The 18,403-nt window shown below is 46.5% G+C and carries 11 protein-coding genes; 1 reads left to right on the top strand and 10 read right to left on the bottom strand.

Translation table 11 applies throughout. The annotated features are described in order from the left end of the window. Positions 1-14: 14 nt before the first annotated feature. The 7 genes from QZ076_RS16300 to QZ076_RS16270 form a co-directional block, all read right to left on the bottom strand. Entirely contained in the window at positions 15-1,568 is a 1,554-nt protein-coding gene (locus QZ076_RS16300; protein ID WP_293714789.1) for a sodium/sugar symporter, read from the bottom strand. Between the two features lie 21 nt (positions 1,569-1,589). Next, the gene (locus tag QZ076_RS16295; RefSeq protein WP_293714787.1) at positions 1,590-2,381 is read right to left on the bottom strand and encodes an SDR family oxidoreductase; all 792 of its coding nucleotides are present in this window, start codon (positions 2,379-2,381) and stop codon (positions 1,590-1,592) included. 4 nt (positions 2,382-2,385) lie between these two features. After that, on the bottom strand, positions 2,386-3,555 hold the full coding sequence (locus tag QZ076_RS16290; RefSeq protein ID WP_293714786.1) for a mandelate racemase/muconate lactonizing enzyme family protein: 1,170 nt from the start codon (positions 3,553-3,555) through the stop codon (positions 2,386-2,388). A gap of 17 nt (positions 3,556-3,572) precedes the next feature. Then, positions 3,573-4,265: an RraA family protein gene (locus QZ076_RS16285; protein WP_293714785.1), complete on the bottom strand. Its 693-nt coding sequence runs from the start codon at positions 4,263-4,265 to the stop codon at positions 3,573-3,575. 142 nt (positions 4,266-4,407) lie between these two features. Continuing rightward, the gene (locus tag QZ076_RS16280) at positions 4,408-5,274 is read right to left on the bottom strand and encodes an AraC family transcriptional regulator (RefSeq protein WP_293714783.1); all 867 of its coding nucleotides are present in this window, start codon (positions 5,272-5,274) and stop codon (positions 4,408-4,410) included. A gap of 140 nt (positions 5,275-5,414) precedes the next feature. Continuing rightward, entirely contained in the window at positions 5,415-8,102 is a 2,688-nt protein-coding gene (locus QZ076_RS16275; RefSeq protein WP_293714782.1) for a glycoside hydrolase domain-containing protein, read from the bottom strand. Next, positions 8,083-10,305: an alpha-N-acetylglucosaminidase gene (locus QZ076_RS16270; RefSeq protein WP_293714780.1), complete on the bottom strand. Its 2,223-nt coding sequence runs from the start codon at positions 10,303-10,305 to the stop codon at positions 8,083-8,085. The genes QZ076_RS16275 and QZ076_RS16270 overlap by 20 nt, the downstream gene beginning before the upstream one ends. Before the next feature lie 649 nt (positions 10,306-10,954). Here QZ076_RS16270 and QZ076_RS16265 point away from each other — a divergent pair. Next, positions 10,955-11,353, top strand: coding sequence for a hypothetical protein (locus tag QZ076_RS16265; RefSeq protein ID WP_293714779.1), 399 nt, complete (start codon positions 10,955-10,957; stop codon positions 11,351-11,353). A 250-nt stretch (positions 11,354-11,603) separates the two neighbouring features. On the opposite strand, the gene QZ076_RS16260 is transcribed toward QZ076_RS16265, so the two are convergent. From QZ076_RS16260 to QZ076_RS16250, 3 genes are all read right to left on the bottom strand, one after another. Then, positions 11,604-14,504, bottom strand: coding sequence for a glycoside hydrolase family 2 TIM barrel-domain containing protein (locus QZ076_RS16260; protein ID WP_293714778.1), 2,901 nt, complete (start codon positions 14,502-14,504; stop codon positions 11,604-11,606). Between the two features lie 80 nt (positions 14,505-14,584). Continuing rightward, on the bottom strand, positions 14,585-16,576 hold the full coding sequence (locus QZ076_RS16255) for a RagB/SusD family nutrient uptake outer membrane protein (RefSeq protein WP_293714776.1): 1,992 nt from the start codon (positions 16,574-16,576) through the stop codon (positions 14,585-14,587). A gap of 27 nt (positions 16,577-16,603) precedes the next feature. Continuing rightward, the coding region (locus QZ076_RS16250) for a SusC/RagA family TonB-linked outer membrane protein (RefSeq protein WP_293714775.1) at positions 16,604-18,403 on the bottom strand (1,800 nt) is incomplete at its 5' end.

The following is an 18,403-nucleotide window of genomic DNA, read 5'->3' as shown; positions in this document are numbered from 1 at the left end:
TTGTTTTATTATTATCACCACCAGAACCAATAGAATGCTATTAATATGGCTATCACTACCAGCGACAGGATATTGAACATACGACTGGTATGAAACAGGCCCGGCCGATGTGTTGTATAAACATTCTCCACCGGCTTACGGCTACCCAGCAGGACGATCAATCCGCAACAGAGGAAGAATACGATCATCATACGGTCCATCCACGGCAGACCGGGGTAGAGGAACTTCATCAAGGTGGAGAATACGAACGAACCGAGTGCCGCCGTCAGCGCACCGTTTGCGGTAGCTCGTTTATAGAAGAATCCGGCCAGGAAGATCGACAAGGCACCCGGACTGATAAAGCCGGTGAATTCCTGAATGTACTGGAAAGCCTGATCGAGTCCCGAGAGCATCGGGGCTATCGATACGGCCACCAGCAACGACCCGAAACTGGCCCATCTTCCGGTCCTCACCAGTTCATGCTGTCCTGCCTCTTTCCGGAAATAGGACTTATAAATGTCCATCGTAAAGATCGTGGATATACTGTTCATCATCGAAGCCAGCGAACTGACGATAGCAGCCGTCAGCGCCGCAAAAGCAACCCCTTTCACCCCTACCGGCAGCAGGTTGCCGAGCAGCCAGGGATAGGCTTCGTCCGACTTTTCGAGCGGCGCGTTCAACGCAAAAGCGGCAATCCCGGGGATAACCACCAACAGCGGAACCAGCAGTTTGATAAATCCGGCGAACAACATCCCGTTCTGTGCCTCACTTACCGATTTAGCAGCCAAAGCACGTTGGATAATATACTGGTTACATCCCCAGTAATACAGGTTTGCCACCCACAGTCCCCCGAGAATAACGGAGATGCCGGGGAGGTCCTTGTAGCCCGGATGCGATTTATCGAGGATCAGATGAAATTTATCTTCTGCCTGTGCGTACAGGTTGGTAACGCCTTGCCATACACCTTCACCGGCTCCCAGCAGGTCCAACGCGATATAGGTCGTTATCAGTCCGCCTCCGATGAGGAAGACTACCTGGATCACATCGGTCAGCGCAACTGCCTTCAGGCCGCCATAGATAGAATATATTCCGGCAAAGGCAGCCAGCCCGATCACTCCCCACAACAGGGGGATACCCATCACCTTTTCGATGGTAAGGGCTCCGAGATAGAGGATGGAAGTCAGGTTGATAAAGATAAAGACGGCCAGCCAGAAGATGGCCATCACCGTTTTCACCCGCTTATCGAAACGTTCTTCCAGAAATTGCGGCATGGTGAATATCTTCTTCTCCAGAAAGATCGGGATAAAGTATTTGGCTACGATAATCAGTCCCAGGGCAGCGATCCACTCGTAGGTAGCCATAGCCAGCCCGATCGCATACCCCGAACCGGACATGCCGACAAACTGCTCCGCCGAGATATTCGATGCAATGATAGAGGCACCGATCGCCCACCAGGCCAGTCCGCGGCCGGCGAGGAAGTAATCGCCGGCATTGCGTTCTTCTCCCTTTTTCTTTCGCGAGACAAACAGTCCGACAAAAAGGATCAGGGTGCAGTAGGTTATAAAGATGAGTAAGTCTGTTGTGTTCATGGTATTCACTTCATTCATGGTCTATTCGTCCTGCATAAGAGCCGACCGACCGCCGTCCATCAGGATCGTTGTCCCGCTAATGAAACGTGCCATCGGCGACGCCAGGTAAACGCAGAGGTCGCCTACTTCCTCTACCGTCCCGATCCGTTTGACCGGATGCAGATTGATCGTTCTTTCCCGCTCCTGCCGGGCATCCTGAAAAGAATCGAACCAGGTATCGTTGCCCGCCGTATCGATGAAGCCCGGAGCGACACCGACCGTACGGATGGCAGGCCCCCACTCGATCGCCAGGTTACGCACCAGACCGGTGATAGCCGTTTTCGTCACGCTATACGGGAAGCAGCCGGGAATCGTTCCGAACGCATGGTTGGAGGTCATCAGCAGGATAACACCCTCCCCGCTCTGTTCCAGATAGGGCTTGCATAATTTCGACAACCGCCAGTGGGAGGCGAGGTTCAGATCCAGGTTATACTGCCAGCGATCTTCGGTGCATCCGGCCGCCCCTTCAAAAACATTCATCCCGGCACTGGATACCAGAACATCCAGTCGTCCGAAAGCACGGATCGTTTCCTCTACCAACCGTTCCAGTTGTTCGGGACAAGTGACGTCGGTCTGCACATACAAGGACCGGACTCCCTGCGACTCGACAGCCTCCCGGAATGCAACTGCCGACGGGTCGTCCGCCGCTTTCCGTGCACATCCGGCGACATGGGCACCCGCCCGGGCAAACTCACGGGCAGTACCCAGACCGATACCGGACGATACGCCGGTGACAAGCACTACTTTATCTTTGTAATCTATTGTAAAACTCATACATTTAAATATAGAAGTTATCAGGCGCGTTCGTTGTAATACCCGGATGTTTTTCCATCTCTTCCTCCACCAGGTCTACCCCCAGTCCGGGACGGTCGGACAGGTGCAGATGACCGTCGTACACCATTTCCGCTATCGGATGGTCGATCACCGTATCCCTCCAGGGAACATCATTGAACATAAATTCCTGACGGAAGAAATTAGGGATCGCCGCGCACACATGCGAAGAGGCAAGGGTCGACAAAGGGCCGTTCGGGTTATGGGGAGCGATCAGGACGTTGTAGGCTTCTGCCATCGTCGCCATCCGTTTCATTTCAGACGGGCCGCCGCAACGGGTGATATCCGGCATGATGACATCGCATACATGTTTCTCCAACAGCGAACGGATACCGAAGCGGGTGTAATGGCGTTCGCCTACGCAGATAGCGACATCCGAAGGGATACGTTCGCGCATGGCACGCAAAGTCTGTGAGCTTTCCGGGCCGGCCGGTTCTTCATACCAGGTGATATCCAGCTTCGCCAGACGTTCGGCCATCTTCACCGCCACCCGGTAATTCAGCATGGCATGTGTCTCGATCATAATATCGAACTCAGGGCCTACCGCATCACGTACCGCCTTCGATACATCGAAAGCGAGGTCTTGCTGTTCTGCCGTCAGGGTCAGATTGGAAGCCAGGTCTTCCCCGTAGAAATAGTTCGTATGTGCAAACGGGTCGAACTTCAGACCGGTAAAGCCGGCTTCTTTTACTTTCAACGCCTGTTCCGTGTAGTCCTTTGCATTATGTCCGCCACCGGTAAACCAGTAGTTGGCATATAACAAAATGTTCTTACGATAAGCACCGCCCAGCAATTCATAGCAGGGAACACCCAGTACTTTTGCCTTCAGGTCCAGCAAAGCCATATCGATACCGCTGATGGCACAAAGGCTGGCACCGTAGGGACCGATCCAGTTCAGGTCGCGGTAGAGCTTTGTCCAGATAAAGTCCGTCTTCATCGGGTCGAGGCCGATAATGCGTTGCCCGACATGTTTGGCTGCTTCGAAAACGATCGGGCTCCCCGGCCAGTTCGTAGCCTCTCCTACGCCGGTATAGCCTTCGTCCGTATATATTTTAAGTAGTGTCCAGTTGTATTTGATACCTTGTACCAACCATACCTTTACATCTGTGATCTTCATTGTCTGTTTCTATTTAATTACATGATTCCAAATTGATCGAAAGCATCGCGGGCTTTCATTCCTTCCTGTATCTTCTTCAACACCATCCGTTCGCCACGGGCTTTCTCAAGGGCACGGGTAAAGACTTCCTCCTCTATGCTGCGGGGAACGACGCATACACCGTCGATATCTCCTATCAGGATATCTCCATCGTCGATACGCACGCCGTCCATTTCAATGGGGACACGATAGTCGATCACCTTTCCCCGCGGTGCCTGATCCTGTGCGTATGGTCCGTAAGAGAAACAAGGGAAGTCGAGTGCCAGAATCCCTTTCGTATCGCGCGAATAGCCATTCACCACGGCACCGGCTGCTTTGCACTGCATGGCACGGGCACTCATCAACTCACCCCACAAGGCATAACAGGGAGACGAACCGGAACAAACATAGACTTCATCTTCTTTCAGATCGTCCAGCGCTTCGAGCATCAATCCGAAAGAACGTTTCAATAACGGATTCTCCCCGCATTCTTTTCCATGTTCCAACACATCGGCTTCCAGCACAGTCATAGCCCGCCCTGCAACCAGCATATCGTCACGGAGAGGACGTATCTGCGGGGGAAGAAACTGACGGGTATATCCCATCTTATCCATAATGTCACCGATCACTGCGGTATAAAGCTCTTCCTTTATTAAAGAGAACAGGGCTTTATCATCATTCCATTCTTTCATTTTACTATAGTTTATCAGTATTTATATATTCCGTATTACTGATCACAAAGTTAGCCGGAGTGTACAAAAAATAAGGTTCAAAACCACACTGCAACGTATGCAGGTAGGACCTTTTAAGGGGAAAAAGTGTACAAAACGGAAACTATTTGGTAACCTCCCTCGGAGTAATCCCCATCTGTTGTTTGAACACTCTTGAAAAGTATTGCGGCGACTTGAACCCGCAGATGAAACAGACCTCTTTTATAGACATTTCCGTATTCCTCAATAGCTCGATCGCCTTATTGATGCGTATCTGGTTCAGATAATCCAGCGGGGATAAATTCAGATGCTGGGCGAACAGTTTGCGGAGGTAGCGTTCCCCTATACCGGTCTGTCCGGCTACGTCGGTGATGGATATATCCGTCTGATAGTTCATGCGGATATAAGAAATTGCCTTTTTCAGCGATTCATTTGTACATATCGGCAGGTAGGATTCATCCATATAGCGATAGATCAGAATAAGCAGTTCCGCATAGTACATCACGACCAGGTACTGATAGTATTTATTTTTCAGGTTCATCTCGTTGACGATGCGCTGGACAGCCCGCATGATACGGACATTATTAACGATCTTGATCAGGCGGTTTTCTTCCGAGAAGATAGTGACGGGCGTCAATTCGCCTGCTTCGTCCTGTGTATGCGGGTTGAAGCGGGAGAAGATCTCCGGCAGGAATTCCAGTTGCATCAGCGTTGTCCCTTCCGAACCGGCTTCGAAGGTATGTTCCACATTCGAGCAGATAATCATCATCTCGTTCTCATTAAAACTGATACTCTCGTTCTCCAGGTGCAGAATACAATTCCCTTTCTTCACATAGTTGATCTCGATACGCAGATGTTGATGTGGCCCGAATGTTTCAAACGGCTGAAAGGAGACAAAACGAAAGACATCCGCCAGACGTTTATGTTTCAGATTTTCCGTTATCCCTTCCAAAAGTCCCCAGAGGGACTGTTCTGTTGTGTTGTTATCCATGGTATTTCCTTTCCCTTATTCAGAAGCAAAGATAGGGAAAAGGCAGTACCGGATTTTACACTTTCAGAAAAAAAGAAGGGCCGAAATGGTATCATTCGGCCCTTTAACTTATACAAAACGGAACTACACTGTTCGTCTCTTTATTTTTCCAGTAAGATGATCATACCGCCCCGTCCCATGATCTCGCATTGATTCAGGGAAGACAGCTTTCCTTCCCATTGTGTGTTTCTGATTTCCGGCAACAGATAGGAAGACGGCTTGAAACCAAGTAACTGCTCATCCAGGGTTATCTTTGCCGTTTGAGGAAGATCCGTCCAGTTTGCCAGTACGACAAGCGCTTTATCTCCGTTGATATAAAGGGTAGCCGGGATATTCGTATTATCCGTTTTTACCGGACAACGTTCATCCCAATAGCCTCTCATCACGGCATTTTTCATACCGAAGTTATCCCAGAGGTGCCAAAGCGGAACAGGGTTTCCACTCCACGGCAGGCGGGGAAGCATACCGTAAACCATTCCACGGAATACATTCCGGGCATCCAGCGTTTCACTCATCAATCCGAAAGGAATACCAGACATTTCCACCAGCCAGAAATCCAATGTATTGTTTGCAGGGAAACCTTCACCGATCCAGGTACGGTCTACATAAGGCAGTAATTCCAGATAAAGATGCAGCGAATTGGCATAACCCGCCCACTGGTTCATATGGTTCCAGGAGTGGATATCGATCAGGCGGCGTTTACCGTCGGCATCCATCACACGGCGGGCACGTTGCAAGGTCTGATGATCCAGAGCACTGTCGTCGATATAGACACCATCCAGTCCCAGGTTTTTGATCATCCAGTCCAGGCCTTCCAGGTAATAATTGTTCCAACGGGAATCGGGAGCGGTAATGACCGAGAGATCCATATCGCCGGCATATTTACCTTCCTTGAAAGCGTTGTACCAGGCGGGAATGAAATGGGTCGTCAGGTTCTTGTTCAACCATTCGTGAGGACCGTTGCGATGGATCAGAGTACGGGCATCCTTTCCGGGACCGTCATGAATCACTTCGCTACCCAGACTGCGCAACGCCCACAACTCCGGTATCTTCACCGTCAACTCACGAGTCGTATAATAAAGCCGGACATCCAGATCCTTGCTGTGTGCATCCGAGATGAAGCGTTTCAGATCGGGAACGGCCTCATCATAATAAGGATAGTTTATAAACGGGTAAATATCTTTCTTATGGTGCACATTGATCATGTTGGCCCCTGCTTCCAGGGCGGCAGGGATATAACCGGCACTCACATCGCTGTTGGAATGGTAGAAACGTTTTTCCGCCAGTTCCGGCAGGTTAAGCGGTTTCACCGGAGTAACCAACATATTGAAATTATAATGGAGGATATCGCCTTTCTGCATCGAACGTTCACCGCTGTAAGCTTTCATCAGGACTACGCCGTCTTTATCGGGCAGAATGTCGATACCACCCTTATTGGCATTTCCCCACGAAGCAGGCAGGTTCAGTTTACCTAAACCATAATAGATATTCACCAGTGGACGCACATAGTTTTCATCTTTGAAGCAGAAGTTCAGACCGGCATTTATATTTCCCATCCAGATCTTATCCTGGTGCTTGTCGACATTCCATCGCCAGTCGATCACTGAATCCGGACGCAGACCGCCTTTATGTCCCAAGCCCATCATATATTTGGCTGCATAGGCGGTATAAGGTACTTCCAGGCGGATATCCTTTACCTTCACGTCTCCAAGGGATTTCACCTGTATCCGGTAATCGACCAAACCGTCGAAACCGAAGCTACCCGAACACAGCACTTCAAAATTACGGTTCTTCCGGGTAGCCGTCCAGTTTACCGATGCATTATTCCGTCCGGTGATCCGCAGCGAACCGGGTTTCAGCACTTCTTCGCCATTCTCCGTTTCTATCACGAACCGCATACCATCTGCCAGAACAGAGTTGTCGCTTTGATCGTTCAGTTGGTTACTCCGGTCATAACGGGTAGAAAGAGACTGAGGCAGACCGTCCTTCGACAGTTCCATCTTACCTCCCAGCCAGGAGATCGTTTGCTTCTGTAACTGAACCGGAATATACGGAGCCGTCGGTTCCTCAGCATTTCCGATGGAAGAATCCAACCAGCGCAAACGGGTTTTCCGCCATCCTTCGTTATCCCCGTGGTTTACGACAGGAGAACCTTGCACGGTCAATTCACAGGCGATCTCCACCGGTTTGACACCGGTAGCGTTGATCGTAACTATCCCTTTGTAAACACCATTTGCCGTTACAGGCAGATCGGAGCCGATCCATAATGCCTGCACATTTCCTTTGGGAACATTTACCGTCTTTTTGAAGGGTTTACCATTCGTATCGGTTCCTCCCAGATTAAAGCAACGGAAAGCAGAAGCCGGGATCTTATTACCCTTTTCATTCTTCCAGTCTGAGAAGGTAAGAGATACATCCGAGACAGTTTCATACGGAGCAAAGATTCCTATCTGCCAGGTGTAAAACTCACCCGGAAGACATTCGCCCCGGAACTTTGTCCGTGAATCGGCCGGCCGTTCCACCCAGCGCACAGGTATTGCATCTATCATACGGATATCGTGTTCCCGGTCTTCCGTAAAACAGAAGTAACCGACTTCCGGGTTTTCCTGCATCAGCTTCTTCACCGCATCCGACGAGGCCACACGGCGCATTTCCGAATCCTGCTCGTTCACCGTGCCCTGTCTTTTCAAGTCATTGAAGGCATTCGTTACATCATCCTGCGCTTGCATAACACAAGGCAGGGTCAATAGCGAATACACCATCAGGTACTTAATTTGTTTTCTCAACATCATAGTATTCTTTTGATAATTGTTTGTACTTGTCCAGCATTTGGCGGGCAACAGCCACTTCGTCTCCTTCTGTTATGGGAGTGCGGGCCTTACCCGGACGATCGACGAAAGCCAGCTCCCAGTCTGCCAACGAGTCATAAAACTCATTCGCACGGAAAGCCTGACGACCTAAATCCATTGTTGCCTCTTCCTCTTTATAAACGGTACCGTTATCCAAATGACCTTGCAACATATCATAAAACTTCGTCCAGCGTTGCAGATAATACCCTTCGATCAAACCGGTCCATTCGCGCCATGAATAATCGAACTGACGAACATCGACCTGTCCGCCCCAGATAGTCACCAGCGAGGAGGCATTCTTTTCGAATAAATCACGTTCTTCGTCGGTCGTTCCCCAGGCACGGGCATCCGTCAACCACTGGTCAAAGTTAAACTCTGTACGGGTACGAAGCAAGATATCTACATCTTTTAATAACTCGAGGAAACGGCCGGAGTGCAAAGCAAATGCAGCTTTATCCTTTTTCTTAAATGCTTCCGCTGCTTTTTTATGTATTTCCTGTCCCAGGTTAGACATGATCTGACGCTGTACATCTACAATATCGAAACGATAAGGTTTGGAGCCTTTCAATTGTTCCGCATCCTGCAATAAACAGACTTCGGCTTCTATCAACGATTGAGGGTCGTAAGGGATATTAAAACCGGCATTCGGTCCCGACTTCTTTACATCTACAGCCGGTCGGGCACAGATAATGGAGCTTGACTCAACCCCGTTCGTTCCTTGGCGATAAGGACCGGCCAACAATAACTCCCAGGCTTTACCGGCAGCTTCGGAAGGTGCGCTGTAACGACGCTGCGCATATTTATCCAACCACTCTTTCAGCTTCACTGAATCTTGGTGAACAGGCATCTCAAAAGCCAACTCATAGAATACCGGATTTTGTCCGATCGACTCCATGAATAAACCGGAGCCTACCACATTCGGTGTTTCCTGTTTCGCTTTCATAAACTGATTGGACGATACCAGCGGTAAATCTCCGTGAAGATTGACACGTCCGCCGAAATTATGCAGATTACCTACCACAAAATCATGGTTGCAGAAATGATCTTCTCCGCCTAATGCACCGTTCAGGCTCAATACGAGCAGGTCATGTTTCGGCACGACAGATGCAATATCTTTCCGGAAGCTCCAGGCCTGCATCACCCACAATGCATTCGGATCGAACGTTTTCATCAATTTGTGGATAGAAGAACCTACTGCATTCAGATATTCAGGCGTATCCACAGGCGGCTTACTTTCATGGAAAGGGTCGGCAGCATAGAGTCCGTAAGTTCCATACAATTTCTGCTCCTCTTCCAGAAAGGCTTTTCCCAGTTCCGTAAACAGGGGGTCCAATGGATCTAACTGGCAGATACCTTCAAATCCGTACCAATCCGGTTGCTTCTGTATCTTTGCCTCCGGGAACTTTTCCATCATCTTACGAGGTACCGCACCGGAAAAGCCTTGTTGTATCGGCGTCATTCCCAGCTCCAACTGACGGTTTACCACTTGTTTACCCAATGCTATATGCGAATCGATCCATGATTTCGGCAGCGGTCCGCCGAAGCTCTCGATATTAGGCATCCACTGCCAGGCAAAATGGGCAGGATCGACCAGATAGGAACGAGCTTCCTCATCCGTAAAACCGAAACGAAGCAATGTATTATACCAAACACCTTCCAGGCCGACAACCGACAAAGGCGTATTGATCGAGTTCATAGCCATATAGTCGATCTCACGTTGCCAGCGTTCCCAATCCCACCAGGCACCGGTATAACTCAACGTACAATAATTAAAGTAGACGCGATACTTGCCGTTAATGATCCGGTGTGTCGTCTCAGCCGGAACAGGCAGTGTCTCCGGTAAGTTCAACTGATCGCCAAACCAGGATACATGGGCATTACAATGATATTTCAGGTACTGGTTATAAGCGGTTGCCAAGGATACCGTATTGTTACCACGCAACACCACTTTGCCATTCTCTCCGGCCACTTCATAGACATCGTTTCCATTCTCCGGCTCTATCAGTTCGAGACAAAACTGTTTGCCATATCCCGGAGTAATACGTTCGATCAGGTCATAAGCCGCCTGTATCTGCGGGTCTTTCTGACAGGATATCAAAGATAAAAAACAAAAAAGCAAGAATACTCTACTTACAATTTTCATGGTATAAAACTTTAAATTATTTCTTACTAGACGTAATAAAAGCGGTTTACCCTATGAAATTATACAAATAAACAAAATATACTCCTCTGATTACTTCTTTATCAATCCTTCACGGTATGATTTTCTCCTAAAAAATAAAGGACCTTTGAAATCAAAAGTCCCTTATCTGAAATATCCTACCTTCAATTTATCGGATCTATCCCGCCATACAGTTTTTCCGCCTCTCCAAAGATATCGAAACCGACATTCTGTTGCCCTTTCTTCTTCTTGGAAGATTCTTTTATTTCCGGAGCAGCAATCAGACTTATATATCCATGTACTTTGATTAAACTTCCTCCTTGTATTTTGGTAACAGAAATATTGTAAAGATATAAAACACATTACAAATACGACGTTATTATGATTATTTCTTCTGTATTCTTTGTATTTTCTATAAAAGCGTTATATTTGCAGTACTCAACATATATCTAAGATGCGGGATAACCTGCTTCTGATCAGTTGCAGGCATTTTTTTTGCCTGCAACTCTTTCCATAGGCGGTTCCGTACCCCCGTGGAGAGCATTAATGTGCCTCCAGCATCTTAGATGTGTTGAGTAACGGGAAAGGCGGAACCGTTTTTTTCCACCTGTACTTTAAAGAAAATACTGCCATGAATGAAGCAGAAAACACATTGACACTCCCGAAAGAAATCTCCAGTGAAGTCTTTTTCAAAGAAGAAGCTCGCCGTATACGGGAAGCATTCAACAACAAAAGTAATGAGTTGGACCTCGAGTATCTCCGTCACCAGTTGAAATGTATGAAAAGTCTGGCAACAAGCCTTGAACTTCCGTGGGATCGCTTTATTCCCATCCTGTTTCGTAGTCTTACCCTCTACATGCAACAACCGGACATAAATATAAACAAACGAAAAATGGCCCGGTTGACTGAACAATTGATTGATTGTATCACTTATCTGTCACAAAACGGACGGGAGATTAATGCTCTGGCTGTTTATTTCGACCACCAGATCGACGATCTTGACAACCTTTTGGCAAAAAACAAAGGATAACAGGTTAATTATTTGATAGTTGAGTCATAATAAAACAGGACATAATTATCTCCGAAAAAAATAAGGGACTTTTGAATTCAAAAGTCCCTTATTTTGTAATTAAAAGTCCTGTCTTAACATTTCAAAAGACCGGAGCTTTAAAACAGGTTGTATTCCTCCTGATTATTGTAGTTCACAAATTGCCATCAAAGCTTGTTCTGCTTTTTCTTCAGGTACAAAAATATGGTTGTGATAGATATGTAGTTATAGATCAAAAAGAAACTCTTATTTTTCCTTGAATCTTATCTCCTCTTCGCAACGGGCGGTATTCCTTTTCGGCATGCGATATCAGGAAGTTTTCATTACCGGCGTTATTATATCCGGCTACTAAAAAACGGACAACATCCTGATCCAACCAGGCACGTACATGTTGGGTTCCGTCGGAAACAACAGACAGCTTATCTCCGGCTGTGTTACTTAACTTCGCCGAATAGATGTTCTCTTTTGTTGAACGGAATATATTTGATCCGGCAGCCGTCTGATCCATCGACCAGGATACAGAGGGTTGTCTGGATGGACCGGCAACACCTGATACAGGAAGCTCGTCATTAAACGCTTTTGCAGAACCTTTCAGTCCTCCGATATGGTCTTTCGGGTAGACACTCCAATAACCTTTCCGTTCCCAACTCAGATCGGTAAATGAAGCAGGTAGTGTAAATACCAGCCCGGTCTGCCGCGGGGAAACTTCCTGAAGCATCGTAAAATCGTATGTGACAACCAGCTCTCCATCATTATGAAAACAATATTCCAGCACACCTTCAGCTTCTTTATATGAACCTTTGACTAATATTGTTACCTGATCGTCTGTAGAAATACAAGAGACTGAATGCGCCACCCAGTTCTTACAAACCGGGTTGAATGGCGTAAAGTTCTGATCTTTTCCGGTCATCTGGATACCTTCGCCATGCGGATTCAAAGGAAGGACCATCAAAGAAGGCGATTGCCGGATGATCTTTTTCCTTTCCCGTTCAGCAGACAACAGGCCATTTCTTTTATCGATGGTAAATTCTCCCCCCACAGACCGGATAAGGATCGAACCGGCATTCTCTTCACATACAAGGCGACCGGTTTTCGACTCTCTCTTACTTTCAGCTTTTACAGGCAACAGATCGAAATGATATTCATCAACCACAAAACCCCGTACACCAGTGACTGTCAGCTCCATTTGTCCCGATCCGTACAAAGATTCCGGTAACTGTATTTCAAACTCACCTTCCGAACGGGGAGCGACATCTACGGTTACCTTTCCCTTCTGCCCTCCAACACTCCATTCTATGCGGCATTCGGATAAATTACTAAAATTGTGACGGTTCTCTACATGGAAACAAACTCTACCGTCGGCCGACATATTTCCTTTCTGCTCGATCTTAACCGGACTGAAAGCCTTCTTCATTCCCCAATACTCCGGTTTTTCACGACGCCAACCGTCGATCGGTCCCCAGGTCCCATAACCCACAGCCTTTTCTCCCGGCAAGAAAAAAGTATCGTTGATGCCTGCCCAGATAGCACCCCCCAATACACCTTCACTACGATACATATCCGTCCACATACGATCCAACAGAACACCCCACATACTGCGAAGCCCCGGATCGGCAGCCAGCTCCAAACGGTTGTAGGCGTTCAGATGGCAGAATTCATCGAAGGTTACGGGGCGTTTGCTGTCACGATATTTATCAGGCCCGGTCGGTCCGGGATAATGATGATTGGTCACTTCCAGTTCGCCGTTATCTGCATCCGGTCCCCATTGGCTGAAGATACGGGGACGGGTCGGGTCTATTTGCTTAACCACTTCCGACGCTTTCTTGAAATATTCGGTAAACAGATTTGACTCGTTTCCCATCGACCACATGATAATGGATGGATGGCTACGGTTCAGGTTCACCATTTCGATATGTTGGTTGACTAGAACGGCATAATGCATATCCTCAGGAACTTTCGTGTTATGTGCCCAGCAAAACGGAGCTTCCAGTTCTATCAGCATGCCCAATTCGTCGCAAACCTCCAATAGAGCTTCATCAGGCGGATAATGAGAGGTACGGATATAGTTCACATTTCCGCGACGGAACAATTCAACATCCTGACGCCAGATATCGCCATTCACCGAACGGCCGCGCAACGGCATTACCTCATGACGACAAACACCACGGAGTTTGACCGGCATATTGTTTATATACATCTGGTTACCGCGTACTTCCACTTGGCGAAAACCGATACGGCGGGTTGTTTCATGTAGTACTTTTTGTTTATCTTTCAATTGGCAGGTTAAAGTATAGAGATAAGGGTGCTCGGAGTCCCATTTATGAGGATTGGCAACATCAAAAGAAACTTCCATTTTCCCTGTCGCACCAGCTGCCAGTTTACGAACCGGCTGTGAGTTTTTCTTCAATGGTATTTCCTTTCCCGATGCATCTTTCAATACAAATTGTAAAGTCAGCTGTCCGGCTTCCGTCGTTGATTCATTAACGACCTCTATTTCCGTTTTCAAGGTTGCATCCGTATAAGTTGAATCAAATGATGTACTGGCATGGAACATTCCCAGGTTGACATCCGGCAAAGCATACAAATAAATGTCACGCGAAATGCCCCCCAACGGATGGACGGCATATTGAGATGCGCTGGAGGTCGAGTCAGCCAGGCTTTCCGACCTGACGGAAACAGCTATCTTGTTTTCTTTTCCGGTTTCCACCCAATCCGTTATATCCAGTTCAAACGGAGTAAAACCACCTAAATGAGAACCTGCCTCTTTCCCGTTTATATAAATCCGGCTATCGCTGTATATACCGTTACAGCGCAGTTTGACCCGCTGTCCATTCCAAGAGGATGGAACAGTGAAAGTACGATAATATCCGGCTGCCTTGCCCTTTTCAACTTCAAAGCCTTGCATTACCCATTCACCGGGAACTTCAATGTTTTTCCAGTTGCTTAAACCTCCTTTCTTCCAGAATTCTTTTTCCGGAGAAGGGTTGAACTGCCACTTGCCGGCCAGAGGGACTTTCCGGTTCTCCACTTTTATGGGTAAAGGGGAAATGCGGGGGATGACAAAATCTTCTGCCCGACCCTGATTAAAGAATAAGGTCAATGACAAAAGAAATAATAGCTTCTTAACACTCATAGTCGTTCATTTATTTAGTACTGAAGAAAAGTGTCAGCAAGTTATGCCTGCTGTCACTTTTCCTGATTAATTCAAATATATTACTTTTCTGCCGTATAATTAGCTTTCACCGGCCAATACGGATTCTGATAGATGGGCGAATCTGTATAATTATCTGTTTCTTCAGATGTAATCATAAAGTGCTGCATTGCTATCGGTTCCAGATAATGAGCCATAAACCAGCCATAACCAGCATAAGCTCTGTTGGACTTCAATATCTCGAACGGACGAAGATAATCACTTAATACCGGAGATGAAACATTTGATTCAGGATCCTGATCATAGATTAACTTATAACCGGCATCCGCATATTTCTGAACCAGCTCTGTATTCCATAATTTGAAACCTTCGACATGATATTTCTTTGTTATCATCTGATCCATCGCTCTCCATCTTTTCAAATCGTTCCAACGCAAACCTTCACTCAGGAACTCATTTCTTCTTTCGCGACGGATATTAAACAAGGTTGCATCCGCCAATATATTTCCTCCCGAATAAGCAGCCCAGTCTAATTCTGCTTCTTTCTGCATATTGGTAGCAGCTATCGTCTTCATATAATCCTCTTCGATATTAGCCCTGTTACGCAATTTTCTCCAGTAATTGGCCGCTTTGCTATCCAGGTTTCCATGACATTCGTAATAGGCTTCGATATAATTCAGATAAGCTTCGGCAGCACGGAAGATAGGAACTCCGGTTTCACCTTGCCAGTTATTACATAGTGCATGATCCCAGTGCCAGTATTTGCGGGATAAGTAACCGGTATTGTTACGCAAGGTGTAAACGCCATTGGTGATGTCCGGTAAATTCGGTTCTGTAATAACGCCGTGGGTACCTTGTCCGATATTCAACCATATATTGGTCATGCCGGGCTGTTTCATAAACACACGGATTCTGTCGTCTCTGTCTGTTACGATCTTCTGCGATGTTTCATCTCCCTGATAAAGCGGAGAAGAGTAATAAGGCAGACCATCTTTCATCAGATAACTCTGCACCAGGCCACGTGTCAATCCGATAGCCGTACAAGTGGTACCGGCATCTACCGCACGGTTATTTACTACACCCAACCCATAATCGAAATCTCTCCACAACAGGACTTCTCCGTACTTGGACATATCCAGATCACTAAACATTTCGACATAAGGATTAGAGTCGCCGGGACCTTGCATGATAATACCGGTATTTGTAGTTAACTCATAGCGTGAAGCGATCTGGTCTGCTGCTTCAACAGCTTGTTGCAGGAACCATTTGCTTTCCTCATCGATACCTCCGGCCTGGAACTGGTATCCTTTATTATATTCACGTGTAGCACCCGGCCAATCTTGTCCGTTGGGAACAAAAGCCGTACCTTTAAAATACTTCAACCAGGTTCCTTCATACAAAGCGACTCTCGACTTAAACAGATAAGCTATATCTTTATACATTCTATTCTTCTTTCCATCCGGAGAAGTGCTTTTCATCAGCATGGCAGCCGAGTCCAGGTCGGATATAATAAAACGGGCTACTTCCGTACGTGGCATTCTTTTCGAATGATCCAGCAGTATCTCATAATTATCAGATAAAGCATTCCGAACGATCGGACAATCGCCAATAGCAACCAGTTTATTGAAATATTGCATTCCTCTAAAGAAGTAAGCTTCACCGATAAAGTGTTCAATGTTTTCTTTATTACCGGCAATTTTACCTTCTTTATATAAAGGCAGAACCCGGTCGAGGAAGTAATTGATCTGATATATTTCAGTAAAATCCCAACTTCCGCCTGTTTCCGGAACCTTCTTATCTCCTTCTGTAAAGTTGGGTGAATAATTCATTCCTGCCTCATTATCGGTATTATTATCCAGACCGACACCGCCGCTTGCATTGGGCAGCGTACCATATCGAGCTATCATATATGAATCCAGTTGGGATTCTTCTGTCAGGTATTCTTCAGGAATAATAGATGATGGAGGGGTTATATCCAACATGTCGTTACATGCCGTAACAGTATATCCCAACAATATAGCCCCAACGATATTTCTTATATATGTATATTTCATGACTATTTCTTATTTATGATTTAATGATTAAAATGTTGCACTCAGTCCGAAGGAATAAACTCTGGATAACGGATATTTAATAGTGCCTTCCGTTTCACTCATCAATGTTTCCGGGTCATACAGATCGGTCAAAGCAGTACCTGTCCATAAGTTCTCACCAGTGACAAAGAAGCGTAGATTCTGTAGTTTTATCTTATTGGAGATGGAAGCCGGAAGTGTGTAACCTATATTCAGATTCTTCAAACGGATATAAGCGGCATTCATCAGGTAACGAGTCTGTGCATGTTTGTTCTTATCTGAGTCAAATAAAGGACGCGGATAATAACTATCCAGATTCTGACCTAAATGATGGTCTTCGCTACTACGGAAATAATCCATGTGTTGTTTGTAGAATGAAGATGACCACAAAGATGTAGCTCCCCAGAAATCACTCTGCTTCGTGAAATAATCACGTTTCATTACTCCCTGAAAGAAAAGGCTGATATCGAAACCTTTATAATTAGCTCCCAGATTGATACCAAAAGAATAACGTGGAGTGTTGTTACCGATTACTTTCATATCACCCAAATCTTCGTAAGTTGAATTTCCCCAGTCTATTTTACCATCGCCATTGAGATCTTTATACATAATATCACCGGCTGCCCAGTTATTACCCATTGTGTTCTGACCTCCGTTTGGCAGGGTTGCCAGGTGCTGCTGCATTTCTTCATCAGTTTTAGCAATACCAATTGTTTCGAAGCCCCAGATCTCTCCCATTTCTTTTCCTGAATAATATTGGGTTACGGTTCCGGTGCGATTCGGATAATCCTTGATAATTGTTTTCGAATCAGCAATATTCAATCCCACATTATATCCCAATCCATTAGCCAGACGATCTCTCCATGTCAGATTCAATTCCCAGCCTTTTGTTTCCAGGTTCGTATTGTTTGTTTTAGGAACATCTGTTCCTAAAATAACCGGCAGATCCGGAGCCGGGCCGATCATGTCTTCCGTCCGGCGGCTAAACCAATCTACCGAAGCAGCCAACCGATTGCTCAATACGTTCACATCGACACCCACATTCAGAGTCTTGACCATTTCCCATCCCATCGTAGTACTAATTAATCCCGGACCGGATGATGTATTCGTCTTGTTCCCGTTGATCAGCCAGGTACCATCAGATGTACCGATCGGCATAGTCAGATAGGTAGGATACCATAGTTTAGTATTCTGGTTACCTAATACCCCGTAAGAACCTCTCAACTTCAATACGCTGAACATATCAGATAATGGTTCGAAGAAGGCTTCGCGTGCCACATTCCATCCTATTGATACGGAAGGGAATAGTTTCCAACGCTGATCGGCACGGAAACGGGAAGTTCCGTCATAACGTAAGTTTGCTTCAATCAGGTAACGTTCCTTATAGTTATAATTCAAACGACCGAAAAAGCCGGCTGTCGCCCAGTCGTCGTATACTCCGGATACAACCGGAGGCACAGCCTTTCCTGAAGAATCATTCCCGGAAGTCGTATTGATCGTATTAATGCCGGCCAAGATAATGCCCAGTCGCTGTGCACTCATTTCATCCTGCCAAAGCTGTTCGGTCTGAAATCCGGCCATGATCTTAAAACTATGACCTTTAAACTCCCTTCCATATTCGGTATAGGCATTTATATTGAGATACTTATTTCCTTTATAGGCTTCTTTAACCTCGGTATTCGAACCAGACAGAGTACTTTGATAAGGTTCTTTGTTTACATCATGGTTATACACTTTCTGTATGTCTGAATGAACCCGTTCGTGATATACTTTATAATTCAGATCACCTATGATTCGCCAGCCTTTTAC

The organism is uncultured Parabacteroides sp. (assembly GCF_905196875.1).
In the GTDB taxonomy this organism is placed as follows: domain Bacteria; phylum Bacteroidota; class Bacteroidia; order Bacteroidales; family Tannerellaceae; genus Parabacteroides.
The sequence above is the reverse complement of the archived record's forward strand: the minus strand, read 5'-3'. Positions and strand labels throughout refer to the sequence as shown.

Coding starts and splice junctions, on each gene's coding strand:
- QZ076_RS16280 (WP_293714783.1), bottom strand. CDS start 5,274: ATGGATAACAACACAACAGAACAGTCCCTCTGGGGACTTTTGGAAGGG.
- QZ076_RS16270 (WP_293714780.1), bottom strand. CDS start 10,305: ATGAAAATTGTAAGTAGAGTATTCTTGCTTTTTTGTTTTTTATCTTTG.
- QZ076_RS16275 (WP_293714782.1), bottom strand. CDS start 8,102: ATGTTGAGAAAACAAATTAAGTACCTGATGGTGTATTCGCTATTGACC.
- QZ076_RS16265 (WP_293714779.1), top strand. CDS start 10,955: ATGAATGAAGCAGAAAACACATTGACACTCCCGAAAGAAATCTCCAGT.
- QZ076_RS16290 (WP_293714786.1), bottom strand. CDS start 3,555: ATGAAGATCACAGATGTAAAGGTATGGTTGGTACAAGGTATCAAATAC.
- QZ076_RS16285 (WP_293714785.1), bottom strand. CDS start 4,265: ATGAAAGAATGGAATGATGATAAAGCCCTGTTCTCTTTAATAAAGGAA.
- QZ076_RS16295 (WP_293714787.1), bottom strand. CDS start 2,381: ATGAGTTTTACAATAGATTACAAAGATAAAGTAGTGCTTGTCACCGGC.
- QZ076_RS16260 (WP_293714778.1), bottom strand. CDS start 14,504: ATGAGTGTTAAGAAGCTATTATTTCTTTTGTCATTGACCTTATTCTTT.
- QZ076_RS16300 (WP_293714789.1), bottom strand. CDS start 1,568: ATGAACACAACAGACTTACTCATCTTTATAACCTACTGCACCCTGATC.
- QZ076_RS16255 (WP_293714776.1), bottom strand. CDS start 16,576: ATGAAATATACATATATAAGAAATATCGTTGGGGCTATATTGTTGGGA.